Genomic DNA, 19,895 nt, shown 5'->3' with positions numbered 1-19,895 from the left:
ACTCCTTCACCCGGACTGCTTTTTAAGGCCGTATTTTTTGATCTTGTTATATAGCGTCACCCTATCTATTCCTAAAATCTCAGCCGATCTGGTTATGTTCCAGCCGTTTTGGTCTAACACGTATTTTATATGTTCTCTCTCCATAGCAGCAAGTGACATATCCCCACTTGGCGGCAGCCGGCGTTTCTGTCTGCCCGTTTCTATCAGATAATCCGGCAGATCATCGGGCGTTATAAGATTTGTCCTGCTCAGCACGCAACCTGACTCTATCACGTTTTCAAGCTCTCTGATGTTGCCCGGCCAATCGTAGGAGAGGAGGATCTTCATCGTCTCAGGTGTCACCTCCTTATTCGGACCGTATTTCCGCAGGAAGTGGTGAACGAGCAACGGTATATCCTCCTTACGCTCCCTCAGGGGAGGAAGTTTGATGTTGACCACGTTCAACCTGTAGTACAGATCCTGTCTGAACCTCCCCTCCTCGACGGCCCTTTGCAGATCGGTATTTGTAGCAGCTATAACTCTGGCATCGGTTTTCAGCACCTTCGGGCTACCGACCCTTTGGAACTCCCCGTTTTGCAACACGCGCAGCAGTTTAACTTGAAGATGGGGAGACATCTCTCCGATCTCGTCCAGGAATATGGTTCCGCCGTTCGCCATCTCAAAGCTTCCTATCTCTCGCCTGTAGGCTCCTGTGAATGCGCCTTTTTCATGTCCGAAAAGTTCGCTTTCGAGGAGATTTTCCGGTATTGCGCCGCAATTGACGGGGACGAACATGCCGTCCTTACGATGACTGTTCTCGTGAATCGCCCTTGCTACCAGTTCCTTGCCGGTTCCCGTCTCCCCCGTTATAAGGACTGTGATATCGCTTTTCGCCACCGCCGCTATCTTGTCGAACACCTCTTGCATCTTAGGGCTTTTGCCGACGATGTTATATCTGAGTTTTTTCTCCAGCTCCCTCCGCAGATACAGGTTTTCTCTGATCAGTCTCCCGCGTTCGATCGCCCTTCTGACCTTAAGCTCCATCTCATCGGGTGACTGGATCGGCTTACCTATATAATCATACGCCCCCAGTTTCATAGCTTCAACGGCGGATTCGACGCTGCCGTAAGCGGTCAGGACTATCACCTGTGTGCCGGGGGATATGTCGTTTACATGCTTTAAAAGCTCTATGCCATCCATCTTCGGCATTCTCAGATCGGTGATCACCAGATCGTAGACCTCATCCCTTAACATCTTCAGGGCATCTAAAGCGGATGCGGCCGTATCCACTCGATATTCGGGCTCCAAGAGCTCCTTGAGATACTCCCTCATCAGCTTCTCATCGTCAACCACCAGTATCCGTTCCTCGCTCATCCCGATTCACCTCCATGGATGATGGGAAGCTTCAACACGAAGGTGGCTCCGCCGCCCTTTCGGTCCCTGACCGATATAGTTCCGCCATGAGCTTCAACTATACGGTGGACGATCGCCAGACCTAATCCCGTGCCCGTGTCTTTCGTCGTGAAGAAGGGATTGAAGATCCTTTCCTTCACCTCATCCGGTATGCCCGGCCCGGTGTCTGAGATCTCCACGACGACCGTTTCCCCGGGAGGGAGAAGCATCTGGCGACCTTCGAATATCGATTTGAAGGGTTTATTCCACGGATATGTCCTGACGAATATCGTTCCGCCGTCGGGCATGGCCTCGGCGGCGTTGATAAGGAGGTTCCTGAAGACCTGTTTCATCTGCTCGACATCCAGTTCCACCTCGCCGATACGATCTGAGAAGTCCGTCTCCACGTTTATGTTTTCAAATCCCTCTAATGATGTGAGGATGCAGCTTTTTATCAACGTGTGAAGGTCGGCTTTCATAAAGACCGGTTTGATCGGGCGGGCATAGGCCAGAAAGTCGTTGACGATCTTCTCGATGCTGCTCACCCCTTCGATGATAAACTCCGCGTGTCGTCTGATCGATTCATCCTGGGCCCTTCTCTGTATGAGAGAGGCGAACCCCTTTATCCCTCCCAGCGGGTTTCTGATCTCATGAGCCACCTCGGCGGCCATCTCACCCATAGCGATCAGCCTTTCCTGCCGTTGCAGCAGAGCTTCCCTTTCCTTTATCTCGCTCATATCCCTGAAGATCTCAACGGCTCCGAGCACCTCACCACCTGATTTCCCCTGAATCAGGTAAACGCTCACCCCCGCCGGTATCTCCTCGCCCGATTTCGTCTTTACAGTTATGTCTATTCGCTCAACCGGTCGGCGTTCCTTGATCGCTTTGAGGAGAGGGCTTTCACCCTGATGGATCTGAATCTGCTCATCTATCTTCAACCCCCTCAGCTCCTCGGCGGTGTATCCCAAGATCTGTTCGGCCGATTCATTCATAGACTTCATCCTTCCTTCTATATCGGTCACTATCATCCCACTCTTTATGCTGTTGACGAGTAGATCCGCATAATCCTCCATATCGGCCAGCTCGACCTCTACCCTTCGCTTCTCCTCCCCTATAAGGCCTAAGAAAAAGGAGGATATGACGGCGATCGCCGATCGTTGGATGTAAAGCCCGATCTCCCCCGGAAGACAGAAGGGGAGATAGAGAAGGACGGATACGAACGCCGCCGTGAAGCTCCCTCGCACTCCGTAATCTAACGCTCCCATCGCCAACAGCGGAAAGACCATATAATAAAACAGCCTGGTTTCGGCTCCAAAGGACCATGTTAACCCTACAAGCCCCACCAAATGAACGGCGTAAAGGGATCTGGCCAGGTCCTTCCTCTCCCTAACGCGGGGATGAACCAGCCAGAAAAGACCATTCACGAGGGCAAAAGCGACCAACTCCCACCATCTCAGCTCTGTGACGGCGATCCAAATGAAGATAAACAGCGAGGTCGTAACCCCGAACAGCAAAAGCCGAAGCTTATAGCCTCTAACCCTCAGCTCATAAATCATCCTTTAACCTTTTTCAGCCTTCAAGCTGTGAAATGACGATATTAAGATACCTGAAACTGAGGAAAAGGTCAAGGTTGAAATCCGTTTAGAGGTGATGTAACATAAGCGTCTGTCAACATGATGGTAAGGAGGGTTCAAATGTCGAGAAAGCTCAAAGTCGGGATAATCGGGTGCGGCGGTCGAGGGAACGCCCATGCTCAGGGATATAAGGCTTCGAATGATGTCGAGATCGTCGCCTGCGCCGATCCCGTCCGCGAGAAGGCGGAGGCGATGGCCGAGAAATTCGGCATACCGCATATCTACGAGGATTACCGCCAGATGCTGGATAAGGAGAAGCCCGATATCGTCAGCGTCTGCACGTGGACGGGACTTCATGCACGGATGATCTTCGACGCCGTCGATGCCGGTGTCAGAGCAATCCATGCTGAAAAACCGATGGCACCCACATGGGGCGAATCGAAGGCGATATACGAGAGGTGTAAATCCAACAACGTCATGATAACCTTCTGCCATCAGAGACGGTTTGAGGCCCGATTTATCAGGGCCAAGGAACTGGCCCATGACGGAACGATAGGACAACTCTACAGGGTGGAAGGATACTGTTCCAACCTCTTCGACTGGGGCACACACTGGTTCGATATGTTCTTCTTCTACAATGACGATCAGCCCGCAAAATGGGTGATGGGGCAGATAGACTGCTCTGAGGTGAGGAAGGTCTTCGGCGTTCCGGTTGAGAGATACGGTCTCTCTTACATCGTGTGGCAGAACGGGTTGACAGGGCTACTTGTAACAGGAGGCGATGGCAGCGGTATCTGTCAGAACAGACTCATCGGAACCAAAGGGGTTATAGAGGTCGGGGCGCCCAAAGGGCCGGCCCTAAGGGTGTTAAGCGAGGGTAAGGAATGGGTTGTTCCGGACCTTAGCGGCATAACACCGCCTCACAACGCCACGGTGCTTTCGGTTCTGGACCTTATAGATGCTCTTAAGACCGGCCGTGAACCGGAGCTCAGCGGAAGGAAGGCTCTCCAGGCGACCGAGCTGATCTTTGCCACATATGAATCGGCCAGGAGAAGGGCACGGATCTATCTGCCTCTGGATATCGAAGATTCGCCTCTGCTCTCTATGCTCGAATCGGGCGTGGTGGGGCCGAAGAAGAGGACATCTTGAACCGGAAATCGAGAGGTGATATAATCTTAGCGCAAGGAAAACCTTAAGGAGGGAGGAAATGGCAAGGCCAGTGACGCTATTTACCGGCCAGTGGGCCGACATGCCGCTCGAGGAGCTCGCCCAAAAGGCGAGCGAGTGGGGATATGACGGTTTGGAACTCGCCTGTTGGGGAGACCACTTCGATGTGGAAAAGGCCGCCGAAGATCCAAGCTACTGTGAACAGAGAAAGGAACTCCTGGCCAAATACGGTCTTAAGGTGTGGGCCATAAGCAATCATCTCACCGGACAGATGGTCCTCGATCCCAATGACAAACGGTCAGATGACTGGGTTCCGGATGAGTGCAAGGGCGATCCGGAGAAAAAAAGGGAGTGGGCGATAGAACATATGAAGAAAGCGGCCGTAGCTGCCAAGAACCTGGGTGTTAAGGTCGTCAACGGATTCACCGGCTCACCCATATGGCATCTCATCTACTCCTTCCCGCCCGTTGATCCGGCCGATATTGAGGCGGGGTTTGAGATGCTGGCCGAGAAGTGGAACCCCATCCTGGACGTGTTCAAGGAATGCGATGTGAAGTTCGCCCTGGAGGTACATCCGACTGAGATAGCCTTCGACCTCTACACGGCGGAGAAAGCGCTTGAAACCCTCAATTACAGGCCGGAGTTCGGTTTCAATTTCGATCCCAGTCACCTACATTGGCAGGGCGTCGATCCGGTCAAGTTCATCAAAAAGTTCAGCGATAGGATTTATCACGTCCATGTCAAGGACGCGAAGGTAACCCTCGACGGATACAGCGGTATACTTTCCTCTCACCTCAATTTTGGAGATCCCAGAAGGGGATGGGACTTCCGATCGCCGGGAAGAGGTGAGATCAACTTTGAGGAGATCATCAGGGCGTTGAATCAGATCGGATACGATGGGCCGCTTTCCGTGGAATGGGAGGATAGCGGCATGGATCGAGAACACGGCGCCAAGGAAGCCTGTGAATTTGTCAGGAGGTTGGACTTCGAGCCGTCCAGAGTTGCCTTTGATGCCGCCTTTGAAAGATAATCACATCGATGCGGTCGGCCTCAAAGCCGGCCGCGTCAATCAAGGCTCCTGTAGATCCACCTCACCAGGAATTCGTCACGTCCATCATCGCCCATCCATATCTTGAAGTTATTCTGAGACTCCAGCGATCTGTACGTCTCCCTTGTCCAGAAGAAGATCTCCTCTGCCTCCTCCTCGCTCATCCGAGCACCGCTTCCGTTGAGAGGGTTCATCAAAAGGAGGGGTCTCGGCGCACACAGGGAAGCCACGTGTGGTATATCCGCATGCCGCGTGATATTGGGGAGAAAGACGGACATCGGGAAGACATCCGAGAACTTATCGGGGTATAGGAAGCTACCCAGCATGTCCAAGGATGCGGCGGCTGTTATCCTCTCATCCAATGCGGCGCAAAACAAGGCGATCAGTCCGCCGATGCCTCCCCCGATGCAGGCAATTCTGTTGGGATCGATCCTCACCTGATTGACCATATAATCGATTCCACGAAGCACATCCCACACGCACATCCCTAAGTAGGGTTTCCCGAGGAAGGTGGAGTTCTGGAAATACTGATAATCCTCAACCCCAACCGCCTCCGCTTTCTCCCACCTGGTCTCTCCAACTCCCCTTTGATCTAAGAGCATAACGATATGCCCGTTCTCGACGAGTTTCTCCGGCAGCCCACTTCTAAAGGCCGCTTCCTTACCCTCGTGGTGGATCTGAACGACGAGCGGCCTGGGCTTTCGTCTTCGCTTGGGGATGAGGAGCAGGACGGGTATGATCACCCCACCTTCGCTGTTATAGGTCATCTTCTCGAGCACATATCCCTCAAAGCTCACCCTGTCTACCAGCCTGACGTTAAGCCTTGATCGTCTGGGGAATCCCCTGAACACCTCATGGATGATTTGATCCCTCATAAGCTCGCGCTGTCTCAGCCAGATCGACCCGTTGGGAGGTGGTCCGATCTTCGATATGTTGATCTTGGCCGTTTTATATGCCAGGGAGGGAAGGCTCTCCGCGTTCGGGGGCATACCCTGATCGTCGAGACACAGGAGCATCTTGGGCTCCTCAGGGGTGATCTGGGGTTCTGAAGGATCGGGGTGTTGAATCCCTTTAAGCCATCTATCGAACCAGGCGTACATCGCCTGCCGCATCTCTCTGTTGTATCCGTGCTCCGATTCAACCGGATAAAGTTCGATCCTATCGCCCGCCCCTAGTAGTTCATAGATCTCCTTCACCTTCGGGAAGGTTTTCTCCACGACATCCTTAAATCTGAAATGTGATGCTTGATCGTGGACAGCACTCACTATGAGGAGAGGTCTGGGGGCTATCAGGGAGAGGATGTCAGCCTGCTCGGCGTATCTCATCACTCCGGGGACCATCTCACACACGCAACAGGGGCCGTCCAGATAACCCTCATAGCTTCCAACACCGCATACAGGCACGGCAACTTTAATCCTTTCATCCAGTGCGGCCAGATAATAGGTCTGATTGCCCCCGCCGGAAGCTCCCGTGCATCCGATTCTCTCGGGATCGACCTCGTCAAGTGACCGGAGATAATCTATCGCTCGCATATTATCCCACACCTGCATTCCCTGTAATGTCATCCCCGCGGGGAAAACCTGAGCGCCGAGCTGCACGCCGTGATACGTTATCCCACGATATGCTCTCTCTCCGGAGCCTATCGAATCGAGGCATAGGACGACATATCCCCTTTTGGCAAGGGCGATGTTTCGCGTCTGAACGATAGGGTTAGTTTTAGCGCCGTTGAAGTGGCCATGTACGCTAAGGATGGCGGGCGCAGGGGCGTGTAGGTCGATCGGCAGATACAGGTTAGCCGTAACGAATAGGTTCGGGCGGGATTGAAAGATAAGCTTGCGAATCAGATATCCATCCCTCCTTATCTCCCCCAAGATCCTCGGTTCGAGCGATGTCCGCTCATCCGGTAGCTCCCCCAATGACAGAAGCAGATAGGATCTTAACTTCTCGCGATGTCTATCCCAATCCTCCTTGGTTTTGACCCGGACAAATTCGGAGGCGAAAAGCTTCATAAGCTTTCTGAAATATCTGGGCATCACCTCTCCGTCCGGTTCACCCAGGACTTCGAGGGGATAATCGCCTTCCATTTAGCCTCTCCCAAGGATCTTTAAGCGTCGGATAATATACCACAATTTGGATCGATATATCAAGCCCCTTTGTAAGGCAAAGGCTAGCCTAACATTATCGTCAGAAACGCCGTTATGGCGTTGAAAGAGAAACCTCCTCCGGGCCCGGCGTCTATGGCAAACTTTATCGTAACACAGGAGCGAGGACTACGTCAAGCGCAACATCTCCAAGAACTCGAGAGCTCACATTGACTTTTCCTGGGATCTGGGATATCCTAAATAATACAAAACGCTCATATTCCCCTTGAGTGTAGCGGTTATCTATGAGTAGGAGCGAGGAGAAGGGAAATCCGTTGCACGTTCAACGTTTAACGTTGTAACGTTTTCCATCCCGGTTCCTCGTTCCTTTTCGCCCTGAGAAATAAGCACTTCTGACCTCTCAGATCTCCGCTACACTTAACGGTAATATGAGCGATACAAAGACATCAGGAGGTAAATGGGATAATGATCAGAAGCATATTGGTATCTGTCGGTAATGCTAAACATGAGGTGGCCGCTTTCGAATACGCCTTAAACCTGGCGAAAGGATTAAACGCCTTCTTGGTATGCGTTGCCTTTCCGGGCGAGATTGATGATGAAGAGAACTTTAATCCCGATCTCCTAGCCGCGGAAACCTTCGTGACCGTCAGGGAGGAATGTCAAGAAGCCGGCGTCAGGTTCGAGACAACCGTCGTTCCAGGAAAGCGAGCGCCGGAGATCTGCCGTATGGGCAGGATGGTAGATTTGATCGTGGTCGGAATGCCGGAGGAGATAAAGACCAAAGGATTAGAGCTGGTCTATAACGAAATAGATGAGATCTTGATCGACAGCAGCAAACCGGTGCTGGTGGTTCATGAGAGCTGCCTCGAACTGACGCGCGCCCTGATCGTGCACAGGGGAGATAATTACTCGGATAGGGCTTTGGAACTCGCAACGGAGCTCAGCGAAAGGCTCGGCGTCGAACTGACGGGACTTGCCATCGCCGATACCGTCCCGGAATCGAACAGCATCGCCAAAGATATGCTCACGTATTTCAGATTCAGAGGGATCGATGTCGAGGTTGATACGGAGCTGGGCTTCACAGTGGCCAACATAATCGAGACGGCCGATAGCAAAGAGTGTGATCTGATCGCCCTTGGGGCCAGCCGGCGCGGCAAGCTCTATGAGGCGATCTTCAACAGCACCACCGACACGGTGGCGAAGCTGGCTAACAGAGCGGTATTGGTGTGCAAGTAAAACCTTTAAGGCTTCTGACAGCGGTATTAGCCTTAGCTCTAGCCGCCTTTTTGGTATCGAAGGTTCAATTCGGGGAGATCGCGAGAGCCTTCAGGTCACTTTCCCTGACCACTGCTTTCTTCGGCCTTCTGATCTATCTCACCCTTAATATGGTTAAGGCGATCAGGTTCAGCCTGTTATTGAAGAGGGAGATCTCGCCGGCGAGGCTCTTCCCCGTGATGTTGCTCTACAGTTTCTGGTCGAATCTGTTGCCGATGAGAGCGGGCGACCTATCCTATCTCTACATGGTCAAAGCCGGAAATGGAATCAAGCTTACAAGAGGTCTCTCATCACTACTCATCGGCAGCGTGGTGGACGCATCGCTGAATTTGATGCTCCTGTTGGCTTTGGGGTTCTATTTCGTGGGTGAACTTGAGGAGGCTGCCTCCCTGGCGACGCTCTTCATCATCCCCCTGGGTTTCGTTCTGTTTCTTCTCGGATCGCTCGGCCTGCTTTGGGTTAAGGGGGCTAAGCTGGCCATGTGGTTCAGGGATAGGAGATGGCCATCGAGGATGGTTTTCGATAGGATAGCGGATCTACTGGAGGAGATCGGTCGGTTTCGATCGCGCGAGATCCTGCTTGGGATAGCGCCGATCTCATCGGTCGCCCTCGGGATCAGACTTTTCCTCCAATGTTATCTGGTAGATGGGATGAAATTTAACTTCGGATGGCTGAAGGTCATCTTTGCTTTGTCGTTCACCGGGTTTCTCAACCTCATCCCGATTCAAAGCATAGCCGGGTTGGGGACGGTAGAGGCGCCGTGGAGCTGGGCCCTCGTCAGCCTCGGCGAGGAAAGCGGGAGAGCGATCGCATCGGGGTTCAGCCTTCACGGCATTATCATCGGATACTCGTTGATATGCGGTGGACTCGGTTTTACGATGAGAAGGTTGATCGACCATGAGAGGATACGATCTGGTTGAAATCGAGAAAAGGGAAACGTGGGATGGATTCGTCCGGATGTGTCCCTATTCCACGCCCTTCAACTCCTGGTCATGGCGATGCGCGTTGTCGGAACGGTTCGTCGGCATGGTACCGTACTATTTCCTCATGAGGGGTAACGGTGAAAACCTTGTCGCCATACCGATCTTCCTCTTCCGTCCGTTTCCAACCTTCAAATCGGCCCTCTCCATGCCATGGAACCTCTTCGGCGGGCCGATGGTGAGGGGAGACCTGCTTGAAGATACGGATCTGATCCGATCCTCGATCGCCGCGATGGAGCGGATCGCCCGTCAAAACGGGGCATATGAGCTTATCATCACAAGACCGCCGCTTTCTCTTGAAAGCTTAAGGACGGAACTTCAGAGGTGGGCGGATCAATCGGAGGGGAAATTCACACATCTCCTCAGGCTTGATCCCGATTTCGAGAGGATATGGAGATCATATAACCCTAGGGTTAGAACCGCCGTTAGAAAGGCGAACAGGCTCAGCGTAAGGTGGTCTAGGACGAAATCCGAAGATAAATTAAGGGAGTTCTATAGGATATATCTGAAGGCGATGCTTCGATTCAGAAGTCCACCCAAGCCATATGAGCTGCTCAGATACGTCCAGACCAGCCCGATAGGCGATCTGATCGTCGCCGAGGTGGAGGGGAAGGTCATCGCCGGATTGCTCTTTCTGACCTTCGGCAAGACCATAACGCTCTGGTGTGGAGCCTCATTGCGTGAGTTCAGATCCTATAGGCCCAACAACCTGATCTTCAACGAGGTGATAAAGTGGGGCTGCCAGAACGGATACGAGTGGGTCGATTTCGGCGCGTCGCCTCCCGAAAACCGAGGACTGGTGGCCTTCAAAGAGGAATGGGGGGCGGTGAGATTTGATTTCGAGATCTATCATAAGGTCTTCTCGCCGGCCAAAAAGAGGGTATGGGAGAGAATCGAGCCTGATCTGAGAAGATTTTACTCGCTCCTACAATCGACCAAGGCGAAATTAAAAGGGAAAGGCGATCGGTAGGTGTCCGCTATGAGACCGTCCCCTGTCTCCTCATGGGAATACGCTTGACTTTTCCGCTCAGTTCTTATATTATATCCTTTGCTATGGGTATCAAGATCGTCGAGATCAAGCCCGACCCAAGGCATAGATCACGCTGGATGATCACCCTGGAGGACGGCAGCCGGTTCAATCTGGACGAGAACCTCATGGTTAAACATGGGTTGCGAGTGGGGGTGGAGATAGATGCCGATGCCATTCGTGAGGTGGCACGTGAGGACGAGTTGCACAGGGCGAAGAATTATGCCTTCGATCTCCTCGTCTGCCGGGATTACACGGCCCGCCAGATGACCAGAAAGCTGGCGAGCAAAGGGTTCTCCACCGAGGCCATCAACACGACGATCGATGCCCTCAAAAGAATGGGTTATATCAGGGATGAACGATATGCCCGAAACTGGGTCTCGTCCAGGCTCAGAAACAATCCGAGGGGGAGATCGCTTCTCAAGGCCGAGCTGCTCAGAAGGGGGATAGACAAATCCACAGTCGATAGGGTCCTGGATGAGATAGATGAGTCCACCGAATATCAGGCTGCTCTCAAAGCCGCCAGGGCTCAGGCGAGAAAGCATTATTCCAAACTCAATAAGGTCGTGGCCAGGAGAAGGCTTTACGGCTTCCTGACAAGACGTGGCTTTGAGCTTGAGCTGGTGAAAAAAGTCATCGATGAGGTCCTGGAGGAAGAGGAGGAATGAAGGGAAACGAGGTCAGATCGAGCTTCCTTGATTTTTTCAGATCAAAAGGACATACGATCGTCCCGAGCGACTCGCTCATACCGGCAAACGATCCGACTCTGCTTTTCACAAACGCGGGGATGAATCAGTTTAAGGATGTCTTCCTCGGCACGGGGAAACGGAGCTACAGGCGAGCCGCGAACTCGCAGAAGTGCATCCGCGTCAGCGGGAAGCATAACGATCTGGAACAAGTGGGACATGACACCTATCATCACACCTTCTTTGAGATGCTCGGCAACTGGTCCTTCGGGGATTACTACAAGAGGGAGGCGATCCAGTTCGCGTGGGAGCTGTTGACGGAGGTGTGGAAGATACCCAAGGAGAAGCTCTGGGCAACTGTCTATGAGGAGGATGATGAATCGGAGGAATACTGGTATCAGGAGACCGATATCCTGAAAGGCAGGGTGCTCAGGTTCGGGGCAGAGGATAACTTCTGGGAGATGGGTGAGACGGGTCCCTGCGGGCCGTGCTCCGAGATCCACATAGATCTCGGCCCTGACGCCTGTCAGAATGACGATCCAGACCACGTGTGCGGTGTCAATACCGGATGTCCAAGATTCGTTGAGCTTTGGAACCTCGTCTTCATGCAGTATAATCGAAACGAGAGGGGCGAACTCGAACCGCTGCCTGAAAGGCACGTGGACACGGGAATGGGGCTCGAAAGGATTGTTGCCGTGTTGCAGGATAGACGGGATGATTATCTCACCGATCTCTTCATGCCGATCGTGGAGATGATCTGTGAATTGAGCGGATATGAGTATCACAGCGACAGCCGGGGCACGCCGCATCGCGTTCTGGCTGATCACTCCAGATGCGCGGCCTTCGCCATCGCCGATGGGGTCATGCCGTCCAACGAAGGGCGAGGATACGTGATCAGACGGATCATCCGACGTGCTATCCTCTACGGCAAGAGGATCGGTATGGATAAACCCTTCATATGGAGATTGGTCGAGCCGATTCAACTCATCATGGGTGATGCCTATCCCGAGGTACGGGAACGAAGGGAGTTTATAGAGAGGATCATCAAATCCGAGGAGGAGAGGTTCCACAGAACCCTGGACAGAGGGTTGGAGATCCTGGAGGAGGAGCTGGAGAGGCTTAAAGCTGAAGGCGGAAAGGTCATACCGGGCAGGAAGGCGTTTGAGTTATATGACACCTATGGTTTCCCCCTGGATCTGACACAGCTCATAGCGCGTGAAAGGGGTTTTGTGGTGGACGAGATGGGCTTTAGAAGGGCGATGGACGAACAGAGGGAGAGAGGACGCGCGTCATGGCGGGGGGATGTGGATTACACAAAGGCTTCAGTTTACGCCGACGTGCTCAAGGAGTTCGGCCCAACACAGTTCATCGGGTATGAAACCCTCAACGCGACGGCAAAAGTCGTGGCGCTTATACGTTCAGGCGAGATGATCTCCTCAGCTTCCAGGGGTAAGGAGGTGGAGGTCGTCCTCGATAGAACCCCGTTCTACGGCGAGGCAGGAGGACAGGTGGGCGATAAGGGAAGAATGATCTCCGAGAGGGCCGTCATCGAGGTGATCGATGCCTTCAGGCCGTCGCCTGATCTCATCGTTCATAGATGCAGAATTCTCGAAGGCGAACTCTTGGCCGGAGATGAGGTTAAGGCACAGGTTAACGAGTGGGATCGTTTGGAGACCGCCAGGGCTCACACCGCCACTCATCTACTGCATGCCGCCCTGCGTAAGGTTCTAGGCGAGCACGCGAGGCAGTCTGGATCGCTCGTCGAGCCCGGAAGGTTGAGGTTCGACTTCTCGCATTACGAAGCTCTATCCCAGGAGGAGCTCTTCGAGATCGAAAGGACGGTCAACCGATGGATAATGCAGGATATGCCGGTGAACGCCAGTGTGATGAGGTTGGAGGAGGCGAGGGAGAAAGGCGCTATAGCCTTGTTCGGCGAGAAATACGGGGAGATGGTCAGGGTTATAACCATAGGGAACATAAGCTCAGAACTCTGCGGCGGAACCCACCTCAGACGGACAGGACAGATAGGGCTCTTTAAAATCGTCTCCGAGGGAAGCATCGCCGCCGGAATCAGACGCATCGAGGCCGTCGTAGGCGAAAAGGCGTATCTGCTGCAACGGGAGATCGATCTCCAGCTCGGCAGATTAGCTGAACTCCTGAAAGTCAAACGCGAGGAGGTGGTCGGGAGGGTTGAAAGGCTGCTGGAGGAGACCAGGGAACTGCGCAAGGAGATATCGCGGCTGGAGTCGAAAATGGCTTCCTCCCAGGTGAGTGAGCTTCTCGGCTCAGTCCAGGAGATAGAAGGGGTCAAATTGGTCACACACGCTTTCTCCGGGGTGCCCGTTGAGAGGCTGAGGAGCATGGTGGACGAGATCAAGAACCGGATGGGATCGGTCGTGACGGTGCTGGGATCAGACCTGGGCGGGAAGGTCGTCTTCGTCGCCGGGGTCACCCCTGATCTGGTGAGGAGAGGCATCAAAGCCGGTGATATCGTCAGGGAGGTAGCCAAGATAACCGGCGGCGGCGGTGGAGGCAGGCCCGAGATGGCGCAGGCGGGAGGGAGAGACCCCTCGAAGCTCACCCAGGCCCTGGAGGCCGCGCCGCAGATCCTGCGCAGGCTTATCAGATCCGGCGATTGAGCCGAAATAATATTAAAGAGCGATCGGCAGCTATCAGCATTCAGTTAAAGCTGGTAGCTAATAGCTGAGAGCTAAAAGGATTTGGGAGAGTGAGATGCTAATCGGTATCCTGATAGTATGCGCTATACTGTGCCTCTTGGCGCTAATAGGGCTTGTGCTCTATCTCACCTTGGCCCTGTTGCCCAGGATAAAAAACACGATCGATTCCGTGCGGCAGACCGTTGAGGAGATCAAGGGGGAGATACCGAAGGTCGAGGAGACCATTAAAAACGTCGACGAGACCATCTCAGCTATATCGGCTCAGGTGGAGCCCATGGCGGGGAACCTCAGACAGATGACGGAACGGATTGGGGAGGTTGTCAGCAGGATCGAGATGACCGCCGAAAAGGCCGCCCAGTTCTCGGACGAAACGATAGATAAAGCCAAGTTCTACAGGGATAAGCTGTTCGAACCGGCCGTGGAGATCATCAGCTTCTGGAGGGCGTTGAAGGCCGGCGGATCGGTCGTGGCAGAGGAGATCTCCAAAATAAGGGCAAAAAGGAAAGGTGGAGGTGAATGATATGGATGAGGGAAAGGGATGTGGCACGGCGATATTCATCGCATTTATCGCCGGCGGACTGATCGGGGCAGGATTAACCCTGCTGTTCGCCCCATCTTCCGGCGGGGAGACGCGTAGAAAGATCAAAGAGACGACCCTCGACGTTAAGGAGAAGGCGATCAACAAGGTAGAGACCGCCAAGGAGACCTTAGAGGAGGCGGTCGACGAGATCAAGACCACCGTCAAGGCCGCCGTCGAGGCGGGGAAGGAGACGTTTAAAAAGACCAAGGAGGAGCTGGAGAAGGAGGCCGAGGAGGCTTAATCCTCACCGTTACGAGAGCCGCCGGGAAAGCCCATCCTTTTAAGGGTGGGATGAAAGTATGCAGCGGACCGCAATGCAGCTATTAACATCGCTGCCGTAGGAGCATGTCTCTTGCGGCAAGGGGGGCCTGATACCGCCCGGCCTAATGGCCAGACTGGGAACGCCGGTTCCCGGCCCGATGGGGTAAAGGACTATACTTCGACGGAGTATAGTTAACCCCCAACCTTTAAAGTTCCCTGTGGGAACCCCACGTGCTTTAGCCGTGGGAGGATGTCAGAGACAGGGCGAGCAGCGATGGGGAAAAGCACCTTATACGTTACTCGCCCGCCTCAGCCACTCGAGAACTTAACCGTTCAGGTTCCTATAAGGCCCCAGATGAAAATGTGAGTGTCCGGAAGGAGCCTCATCGGTCATGATCTCCCATTCCCCTTCCTCCAATGCAGGACCGATGATATCGCCTTTAATCCTACCGGTATCCCGAAACGATCCCAGCCAGGAAGATGGTCGCTCAGAAGGAGAAGGGATCTCCAGGTCATCTCGATAGAGGAGCTGGAAGAGGAGATACCGGATGAGAGGTCATTTGAGGATGAGCTTTTGAGGAGGGAAGCGGAGGAGATATTTTATGATGCGATGGAGGGATTGTGTGAGGATGATAGAGGGATGCTGTGGGGTCGGTTAAGCGGTGAGAGCTATAGGGAATTAAGTAAGCGGTATGGCAAGAGCGTAGGGGCGGTGAAGATGCCCGCGCTTCATCCCGGCAGATATGGTTAGAACCTATGGTCCGGCGACTTACACAACTGCTCGCATGGTCGCTCAAACCGGCCGTGCTTCTGAGGTAACTTCAGATGTGAGACAGGGATAAACAGAAACAGATAGGGGGAAGATCATGGTTAGAAAACCTAGATTTATGATCCTAGGCAGCTATCATATGCCCGAATTTGGGAAAGATGACCTGTATCCTGGAGCGGATTGGGTTCAATACTGGTACGGCAGGAATCTCAAGATCTTCGTAAATCTGACCTGGATCACGGAGCCGGGCGATCGTATCCTGTTGATTATTGGGGCTGGCCATGTCTGGTTGGTTCAGCAGTTTGCAAAGGAATCCGGGTATTACATCTTGGAAAGCCCTTTGAAATATCTGAAATCTAATAGTTGAGGTGGACAACATGTCGGGTAAGATAGTCATTATAGGTGCCGGAAGCATCGTATTCTCAAGAGGACTGATATCGGACATCATACTCAACGAAAAGCTCAGGGGATTCACGGTCGGTCTGTGCGACATAGATGAGGAGGCGCTGGAGCTGATATCCGCCTTGGCCCACAGGATGGCCGAGCACAGCAACTCGGAGATCGAGATCGAAAGCTCAACCGAGAGGAGAGATCTGCTGCCGGGAGCGAATTTCGTCATCCAGACGATCGCCATCGGAGGCAAAGAGGCATGGGAAAAGGACATAGAGATACCTCTGAAACACGGAGTACTCCAAACGGTCGGCGATACGATGGGGCCAGGGGGGATATCCCGGGCCCTAAGGGTTATCCCTCATACGCTCGCCATATGCCGCGATATGGAGGAGCTCTGTCCGGAGGCCTGGCTCATAAACTACTCCAACCCCCTCACACCGGTCTGTATGGCGGCCATCAAGGGGAGCAGGATCAAAACCATAGGGCTATGCCACGGCCTCAGGGGCACACAGGGAGCTCTGGCTCAATTTCTGAGCGTGCCTGTAGAACGGACCAGTGTCTTCGCCGCCGGAATAAACCATTTCAATTGGATACTGAGGTTCATGGTGAATGGGGATAACGGGTTTGATATGCTCAGGGAGAAGATCCGTTCTGAGGGAACCCCGGACTGGATGCGAGTGACATTCGAGCTTTTCGAGATATACGACGCCATACCGGTGCCGGGGGACAGACACATAGTTGAGTTCCTACCACATTATCTCACGTCGGGGGATATGATACGAAGATATGGATTCACGCCCATGAAACCCTACGGTCAGAGCAGGGAGTACTGGGAGGAGGTGAGAAGGGATGCAGAGTCGGAGCCGTTCCCGCTGGATAAATACCTCCGTCCCTCCGGCGAGGAGGCGATCGAGATAATAGCCTCGATGGTAGAGGGCTCGCCTCGGCTTTTCGATGCCGTCAATCTCCCCAATGCAGGGTTGATAGGGAACCTGCCGGAGATCGGAGTGGTTGAGGTTCCGGCCGTTGTCGGCTGGTTCGGCGTTAAGGGGGTATCGGTGGGAGAGATCCCCGAGGGCATAGCCTCGCTCATAGCGCCTCGTATCTACGAGCAGGAGTTGATCGCCGAAGCGGCCGCAAAGAGAAGCTATAAGCTCGCCCTTCAGGCAATGATGGCGGACCCGTTGGTGCCGACCCCTCAGGCGGCCAGGAGGATCCTGGATGAGCTTCTCGAAGCGCATGGCGATCTGATCCCGATTTAACCTCCAAATCGCGTCGCCGGAGGTAAAATCAGATCCTGCATCATCAAGGTCATGCCATGTGCCTTGGTCCCTCAATGAAGACCCACGCCCTGGAGCTCGTAAGAAACTGGATGGGAGAGGAGAAGCTATCCTGGAAACCTTAGCCAGAGGTGAACCGCCTGAGGGTCGCAAGTGCTGGACCCTGCAACTGTTAGCCGACAGGTTAGTGGAGCTGAAAGTGATAGAGGGCATCTCGCATGAGACCGTGCGCCAGGTGTTGAAAAAAGGGCTCAAGCCATGACTCGCAAGCCTCTGCCATCCAAGCCGGGGCAGCCTGAGCGATTTGACTACGAGTACAAACGACGCGCACTTGAGATGGACACAGGTCAAAGGCTGCTGTTGTGAGTGAAAGTTAGTTTAAGATCTACTTTACAAAATATCTTGACAAATCCCCCCTCGATGGGCTAATCTTATATGTGAGGCCGAAAGAAAGGAGGAAGAGGAAGATGAGCAAGCTGGCGATAAAAGGCGGACCGAAAGCCGTCCAGACCGACCCGGGAGACATCTTCTCATGGCCCATCATAACAAAGGAGGACGAGGAGGCAGCGCTTGAGGTGTTGCGGGCGGGGAAGATGTCCGGGACCGATGTGACCAGGAAGTTCGAGGAGGAGTTCGCCAAGTGGCATGGGGTGAAGTATGCCCTTGCCCACAACAACGGCACAGCCGCACTTCATGCGGCCATGTTCGGATGCGGGGTCGGAGTCGGCGACGAGATAATCTGCCAGAGCCTCACATACTGGGCTTCCGCTCTGCCGGCGCTGTCGCTCGGCGCCACGATTGTCTTTGCCGAGGTCGATCCCAACACTCTAACTCTCGACCCCAAGGACGTGGAGAGGAGGATAACCGACGGGACCAAGGCTATAGTCGTAGTCCACTACTGCGGTTATCCAACCGACATGGACCCCATAATGGAGGTAGCCGAAAGACACGGCATCAAGGTCATAGAGGACTGTTCCCATGCCCACGGCGGACTCTACAAGGGAAGGCTGGTCGGCACGATCGGGCACGTGGCCGCCTTTTCGCTTATGTCCGGCAAATCCCTGATCGCAGGGGAAGGGGGGATACTGATCACCGACGACAGGGAGATATACGAGAGGGCGGTCGCGTTCGGGCACTATGAGAGGACGCATGAGGTTCTGACCATACCCGAGCTGAAGCGGTTCGCCGGTCTGCCGCTTGGCGGCTACAAATACAGGATGCATCAGATCTCATCGGCTGTTGCGAGGGTGCAACTGAAATACTACAGGGAGAGGATGGAGGAGATACAGAGGGCGATGAACTACTTCTGGGACCTGCTCGAGAGTGTTCCGGGCATAAGGGCGCACCGTCCGCCTAAGGACTCGGGAAGCACGATGGGAGGATGGTATGCGCCGCACGGGCTCTATGTCCCCGAGGAGCTCGGTGGGCTGAGCGTTGAGAGGTTCTGCGAGGCCGTGAGGGCGGAAGGTGTCAGCAGTTGTAATCCGGGGGCGAACTTCCCGCTTCATCTGCATCCGATGCTGAACGAGGCGGATGTATACGGTCATGGCAAACCCACAAGGATAGCGAACGCATCGAGGGACGTCAGACAACCGAAGGGAAGCTTGCCGGTGACGGAGTCTTTGCCCTCGCGCATCTTCAGCATCCCCTGGTTCAAGAAGTTCTATCCGAAAGTCATAGAGGAACACGCCCTTGCGTTCCGCAAGGTCGCCGAGAACGCCGATGAGCTTCTCAAGGACGATTGAGTGGTCACAGGCGACGAAGATTTGAGACATCATAACACCCCAAAACGAAGGGGGAAAGGGCAGGAGCTGTTTGCCGATCATTCCTCAATCAACTTAGAGACTCCTCCTGCCCTGCCTCCTAAATTCGGGAGGTAATCGGCGGTGCTGGTAAGGTCATGGGTATCAGCCTGCCTTGTCATCTGGGCATCTCTCCTGCTGATGCTAACCCCGTCCCTTCAAGCGAAAGAGTACGTGCTTTCCTTTGAAGAGCGAAACCGCTATGAAGGCTTGGTAAAGAGATACCCTCGCTTGAAAGGTGCCTATTTTCTCCACGTGCTGGTTGATGGCAAGGAGGTTTATCGTATTGACCTCTCCTCGGGCCCCTTCTGGAACGTGCAGGTTAAGTTCTCGGTAGAAAATCCCGAAAATGTGACCATCTCATTCAGACTTCCTAAGAAGGCCGGCGACCCCATACTTGAAATTGGAAACATCAGGGTCAGAGAGCTGAATGGAGGCGAAGTTGCTTTGAAGGGGAAGTGGGTGGGGAAGGATGTAAAACCGTGGTTTTGGGATTTTGCTCCCCTTCCTGCATTTCGTAATGGCTTCGCCCTCAGACCTGCTTACGGAGCGAAGGATTTTTGTGAGTGGAGCTTCCGAGGCAAGCTCCAGCCGATAGCAAACCTTCAGATTCGCCGACTCTTTGAATACGCCGGTTGTTATCAGGAACTCGGATTTTACGATGACTGGAAGAAGATCTCGTTCAAGCCCCGAAATCCTCAGCCAGGGGATAGGGTAACGATAACGGTAAGGGTGAGAAACGCAGGCGCTCTGGATGCGAAACGGGTGAAGGTTCAGTTGAAGGTTGACGGCAAGGTCATCGGGTCAAAGACAGCCGACATCCCCTCTATGAAGGAAGTTCCTTTCACGTTCACTTGGCGGGCGACCGAGGGCTTTCACTGCTTCGTTGCCTACGCTGATCC

Annotated in this window: 18 protein-coding genes; 15 read left to right on the top strand and 3 right to left on the bottom strand. The window is 53.8% G+C overall.

The annotated features are described in order from the left end of the window. Positions 1-6 precede the first annotated feature (6 nt). The gene (locus tag J7M22_01645; GenBank protein ID MCD6505304.1) at positions 7-1,353 is read right to left on the bottom strand and encodes a sigma-54-dependent Fis family transcriptional regulator; all 1,347 of its coding nucleotides are present in this window, start codon (positions 1,351-1,353) and stop codon (positions 7-9) included. Beyond that, positions 1,350-2,927, bottom strand: a complete 1,578-nt coding sequence (locus J7M22_01640; protein ID MCD6505303.1) for a PAS domain S-box protein — start codon at positions 2,925-2,927, stop codon at positions 1,350-1,352. Before J7M22_01640 ends, J7M22_01645 begins: the two co-directional genes overlap by 4 nt. Positions 2,928-3,065: 138 nt before the next feature. Here J7M22_01640 and J7M22_01635 point away from each other — a divergent pair, with 138 nt between their 5' ends. Both J7M22_01635 and J7M22_01630 read left to right on the top strand, forming a co-directional pair. Next, positions 3,066-4,094 (top strand): Gfo/Idh/MocA family oxidoreductase, encoded by a 1,029-nt coding sequence (locus tag J7M22_01635; protein MCD6505302.1) that lies wholly within the window; start codon positions 3,066-3,068, stop codon positions 4,092-4,094. Positions 4,095-4,152: 58 nt separating this feature from the next. Beyond that, positions 4,153-5,142: a sugar phosphate isomerase/epimerase gene (locus tag J7M22_01630; GenBank protein ID MCD6505301.1), complete on the top strand. Its 990-nt coding sequence runs from the start codon at positions 4,153-4,155 to the stop codon at positions 5,140-5,142. 35 nt (positions 5,143-5,177) lie between these two features. On the opposite strand, the gene J7M22_01625 is transcribed toward J7M22_01630, so the two are convergent. After that, the gene (locus J7M22_01625; protein MCD6505300.1) at positions 5,178-7,244 is read right to left on the bottom strand and encodes an acetylxylan esterase; all 2,067 of its coding nucleotides are present in this window, start codon (positions 7,242-7,244) and stop codon (positions 5,178-5,180) included. A gap of 483 nt (positions 7,245-7,727) precedes the next feature. Between J7M22_01625 and J7M22_01620 the strand changes: the two genes are divergently transcribed. The 13 genes from J7M22_01620 to J7M22_01560 form a co-directional block, all read left to right on the top strand. Next, on the top strand, positions 7,728-8,498 hold the full coding sequence (locus J7M22_01620; protein MCD6505299.1) for a universal stress protein: 771 nt from the start codon (positions 7,728-7,730) through the stop codon (positions 8,496-8,498). Continuing rightward, complete coding sequence (locus J7M22_01615; protein ID MCD6505298.1) at positions 8,489-9,457, top strand: flippase-like domain-containing protein; 969 nt, start codon at positions 8,489-8,491, stop codon at positions 9,455-9,457. The genes J7M22_01620 and J7M22_01615 overlap by 10 nt, the downstream gene beginning before the upstream one ends. Further along, positions 9,435-10,487: a peptidoglycan bridge formation glycyltransferase FemA/FemB family protein gene (locus J7M22_01610; protein MCD6505297.1), complete on the top strand. Its 1,053-nt coding sequence runs from the start codon at positions 9,435-9,437 to the stop codon at positions 10,485-10,487. Before J7M22_01615 ends, J7M22_01610 begins: the two co-directional genes overlap by 23 nt. Positions 10,488-10,570: 83 nt before the next feature. Continuing rightward, on the top strand, positions 10,571-11,212 hold the full coding sequence (locus J7M22_01605) for a regulatory protein RecX (GenBank protein ID MCD6505296.1): 642 nt from the start codon (positions 10,571-10,573) through the stop codon (positions 11,210-11,212). Next, a complete protein-coding gene (alaS, locus tag J7M22_01600) occupies positions 11,209-13,869 on the top strand; it encodes an alanine--tRNA ligase (GenBank protein ID MCD6505295.1) in 2,661 nt (886 codons plus the stop codon). The genes J7M22_01605 and alaS overlap by 4 nt, the downstream gene beginning before the upstream one ends. 94 nt (positions 13,870-13,963) lie before the next feature. Next, entirely contained in the window at positions 13,964-14,428 is a 465-nt protein-coding gene (locus tag J7M22_01595) for a hypothetical protein (protein ID MCD6505294.1), read from the top strand. 1 nt (position 14,429) lies between these two features. Continuing rightward, a complete protein-coding gene (locus tag J7M22_01590; protein ID MCD6505293.1) occupies positions 14,430-14,729 on the top strand; it encodes a YtxH domain-containing protein in 300 nt (99 codons plus the stop codon). Between the two features lie 387 nt (positions 14,730-15,116). Beyond that, positions 15,117-15,500, top strand: coding sequence for a sigma-70 family RNA polymerase sigma factor (locus J7M22_01585; GenBank protein MCD6505292.1), 384 nt, complete (start codon positions 15,117-15,119; stop codon positions 15,498-15,500). A 115-nt stretch (positions 15,501-15,615) separates the two neighbouring features. After that, positions 15,616-15,885, top strand: a complete 270-nt coding sequence (locus J7M22_01580; GenBank protein ID MCD6505291.1) for a hypothetical protein — start codon at positions 15,616-15,618, stop codon at positions 15,883-15,885. A gap of 10 nt (positions 15,886-15,895) precedes the next feature. After that, complete coding sequence (locus tag J7M22_01575; GenBank protein MCD6505290.1) at positions 15,896-17,173, top strand: alpha-glucosidase/alpha-galactosidase; 1,278 nt, start codon at positions 15,896-15,898, stop codon at positions 17,171-17,173. A gap of 58 nt (positions 17,174-17,231) precedes the next feature. Beyond that, the gene (locus tag J7M22_01570) at positions 17,232-17,453 is read left to right on the top strand and encodes a helix-turn-helix domain-containing protein (protein MCD6505289.1); all 222 of its coding nucleotides are present in this window, start codon (positions 17,232-17,234) and stop codon (positions 17,451-17,453) included. A gap of 205 nt (positions 17,454-17,658) precedes the next feature. Next, positions 17,659-18,936: a DegT/DnrJ/EryC1/StrS family aminotransferase gene (locus J7M22_01565; protein ID MCD6505288.1), complete on the top strand. Its 1,278-nt coding sequence runs from the start codon at positions 17,659-17,661 to the stop codon at positions 18,934-18,936. Between the two features lie 141 nt (positions 18,937-19,077). Next, positions 19,078-19,895, top strand: an 818-nt coding sequence (locus J7M22_01560) for a hypothetical protein (GenBank protein ID MCD6505287.1), incomplete at its 3' end; no start/stop codon positions are given.

The sequence above is a fragment of the Candidatus Poribacteria bacterium genome (assembly GCA_021162805.1).
Classification (GTDB): domain Bacteria; phylum Poribacteria; class WGA-4E; order B28-G17; family B28-G17; genus JAGGXZ01.
The sequence above is the reverse complement of the archived record's forward strand: the minus strand, read 5'-3'. Positions and strand labels throughout refer to the sequence as shown.

What these genes read in the sequence shown, in the direction of transcription:
- J7M22_01645 (MCD6505304.1), bottom strand. Translation starts at nt 1,353, where the DNA reads ATGAGCGAGGAACGGATACTGGTGGTTGACGATGAGAAGCTGATGAGG.
- J7M22_01640 (MCD6505303.1), bottom strand. Translation starts at nt 2,927, where the DNA reads ATGATTTATGAGCTGAGGGTTAGAGGCTATAAGCTTCGGCTTTTGCTG.
- J7M22_01635 (MCD6505302.1), top strand. Translation starts at nt 3,066, where the DNA reads ATGTCGAGAAAGCTCAAAGTCGGGATAATCGGGTGCGGCGGTCGAGGG.
- J7M22_01630 (MCD6505301.1), top strand. Translation starts at nt 4,153, where the DNA reads ATGGCAAGGCCAGTGACGCTATTTACCGGCCAGTGGGCCGACATGCCG.
- J7M22_01625 (MCD6505300.1), bottom strand. Translation starts at nt 7,244, where the DNA reads ATGGAAGGCGATTATCCCCTCGAAGTCCTGGGTGAACCGGACGGAGAG.
- J7M22_01620 (MCD6505299.1), top strand. Translation starts at nt 7,728, where the DNA reads ATGATCAGAAGCATATTGGTATCTGTCGGTAATGCTAAACATGAGGTG.
- J7M22_01610 (MCD6505297.1), top strand. Translation starts at nt 9,435, where the DNA reads ATGAGAGGATACGATCTGGTTGAAATCGAGAAAAGGGAAACGTGGGAT.
- J7M22_01605 (MCD6505296.1), top strand. Translation starts at nt 10,571, where the DNA reads ATGGGTATCAAGATCGTCGAGATCAAGCCCGACCCAAGGCATAGATCA.
- alaS (MCD6505295.1), top strand. Translation starts at nt 11,209, where the DNA reads ATGAAGGGAAACGAGGTCAGATCGAGCTTCCTTGATTTTTTCAGATCA.
- J7M22_01595 (MCD6505294.1), top strand. Translation starts at nt 13,964, where the DNA reads ATGCTAATCGGTATCCTGATAGTATGCGCTATACTGTGCCTCTTGGCG.
- J7M22_01590 (MCD6505293.1), top strand. Translation starts at nt 14,430, where the DNA reads ATGGATGAGGGAAAGGGATGTGGCACGGCGATATTCATCGCATTTATC.
- J7M22_01580 (MCD6505291.1), top strand. Translation starts at nt 15,616, where the DNA reads ATGGTTAGAAAACCTAGATTTATGATCCTAGGCAGCTATCATATGCCC.
- J7M22_01575 (MCD6505290.1), top strand. Translation starts at nt 15,896, where the DNA reads ATGTCGGGTAAGATAGTCATTATAGGTGCCGGAAGCATCGTATTCTCA.
- J7M22_01565 (MCD6505288.1), top strand. Translation starts at nt 17,659, where the DNA reads ATGAGCAAGCTGGCGATAAAAGGCGGACCGAAAGCCGTCCAGACCGAC.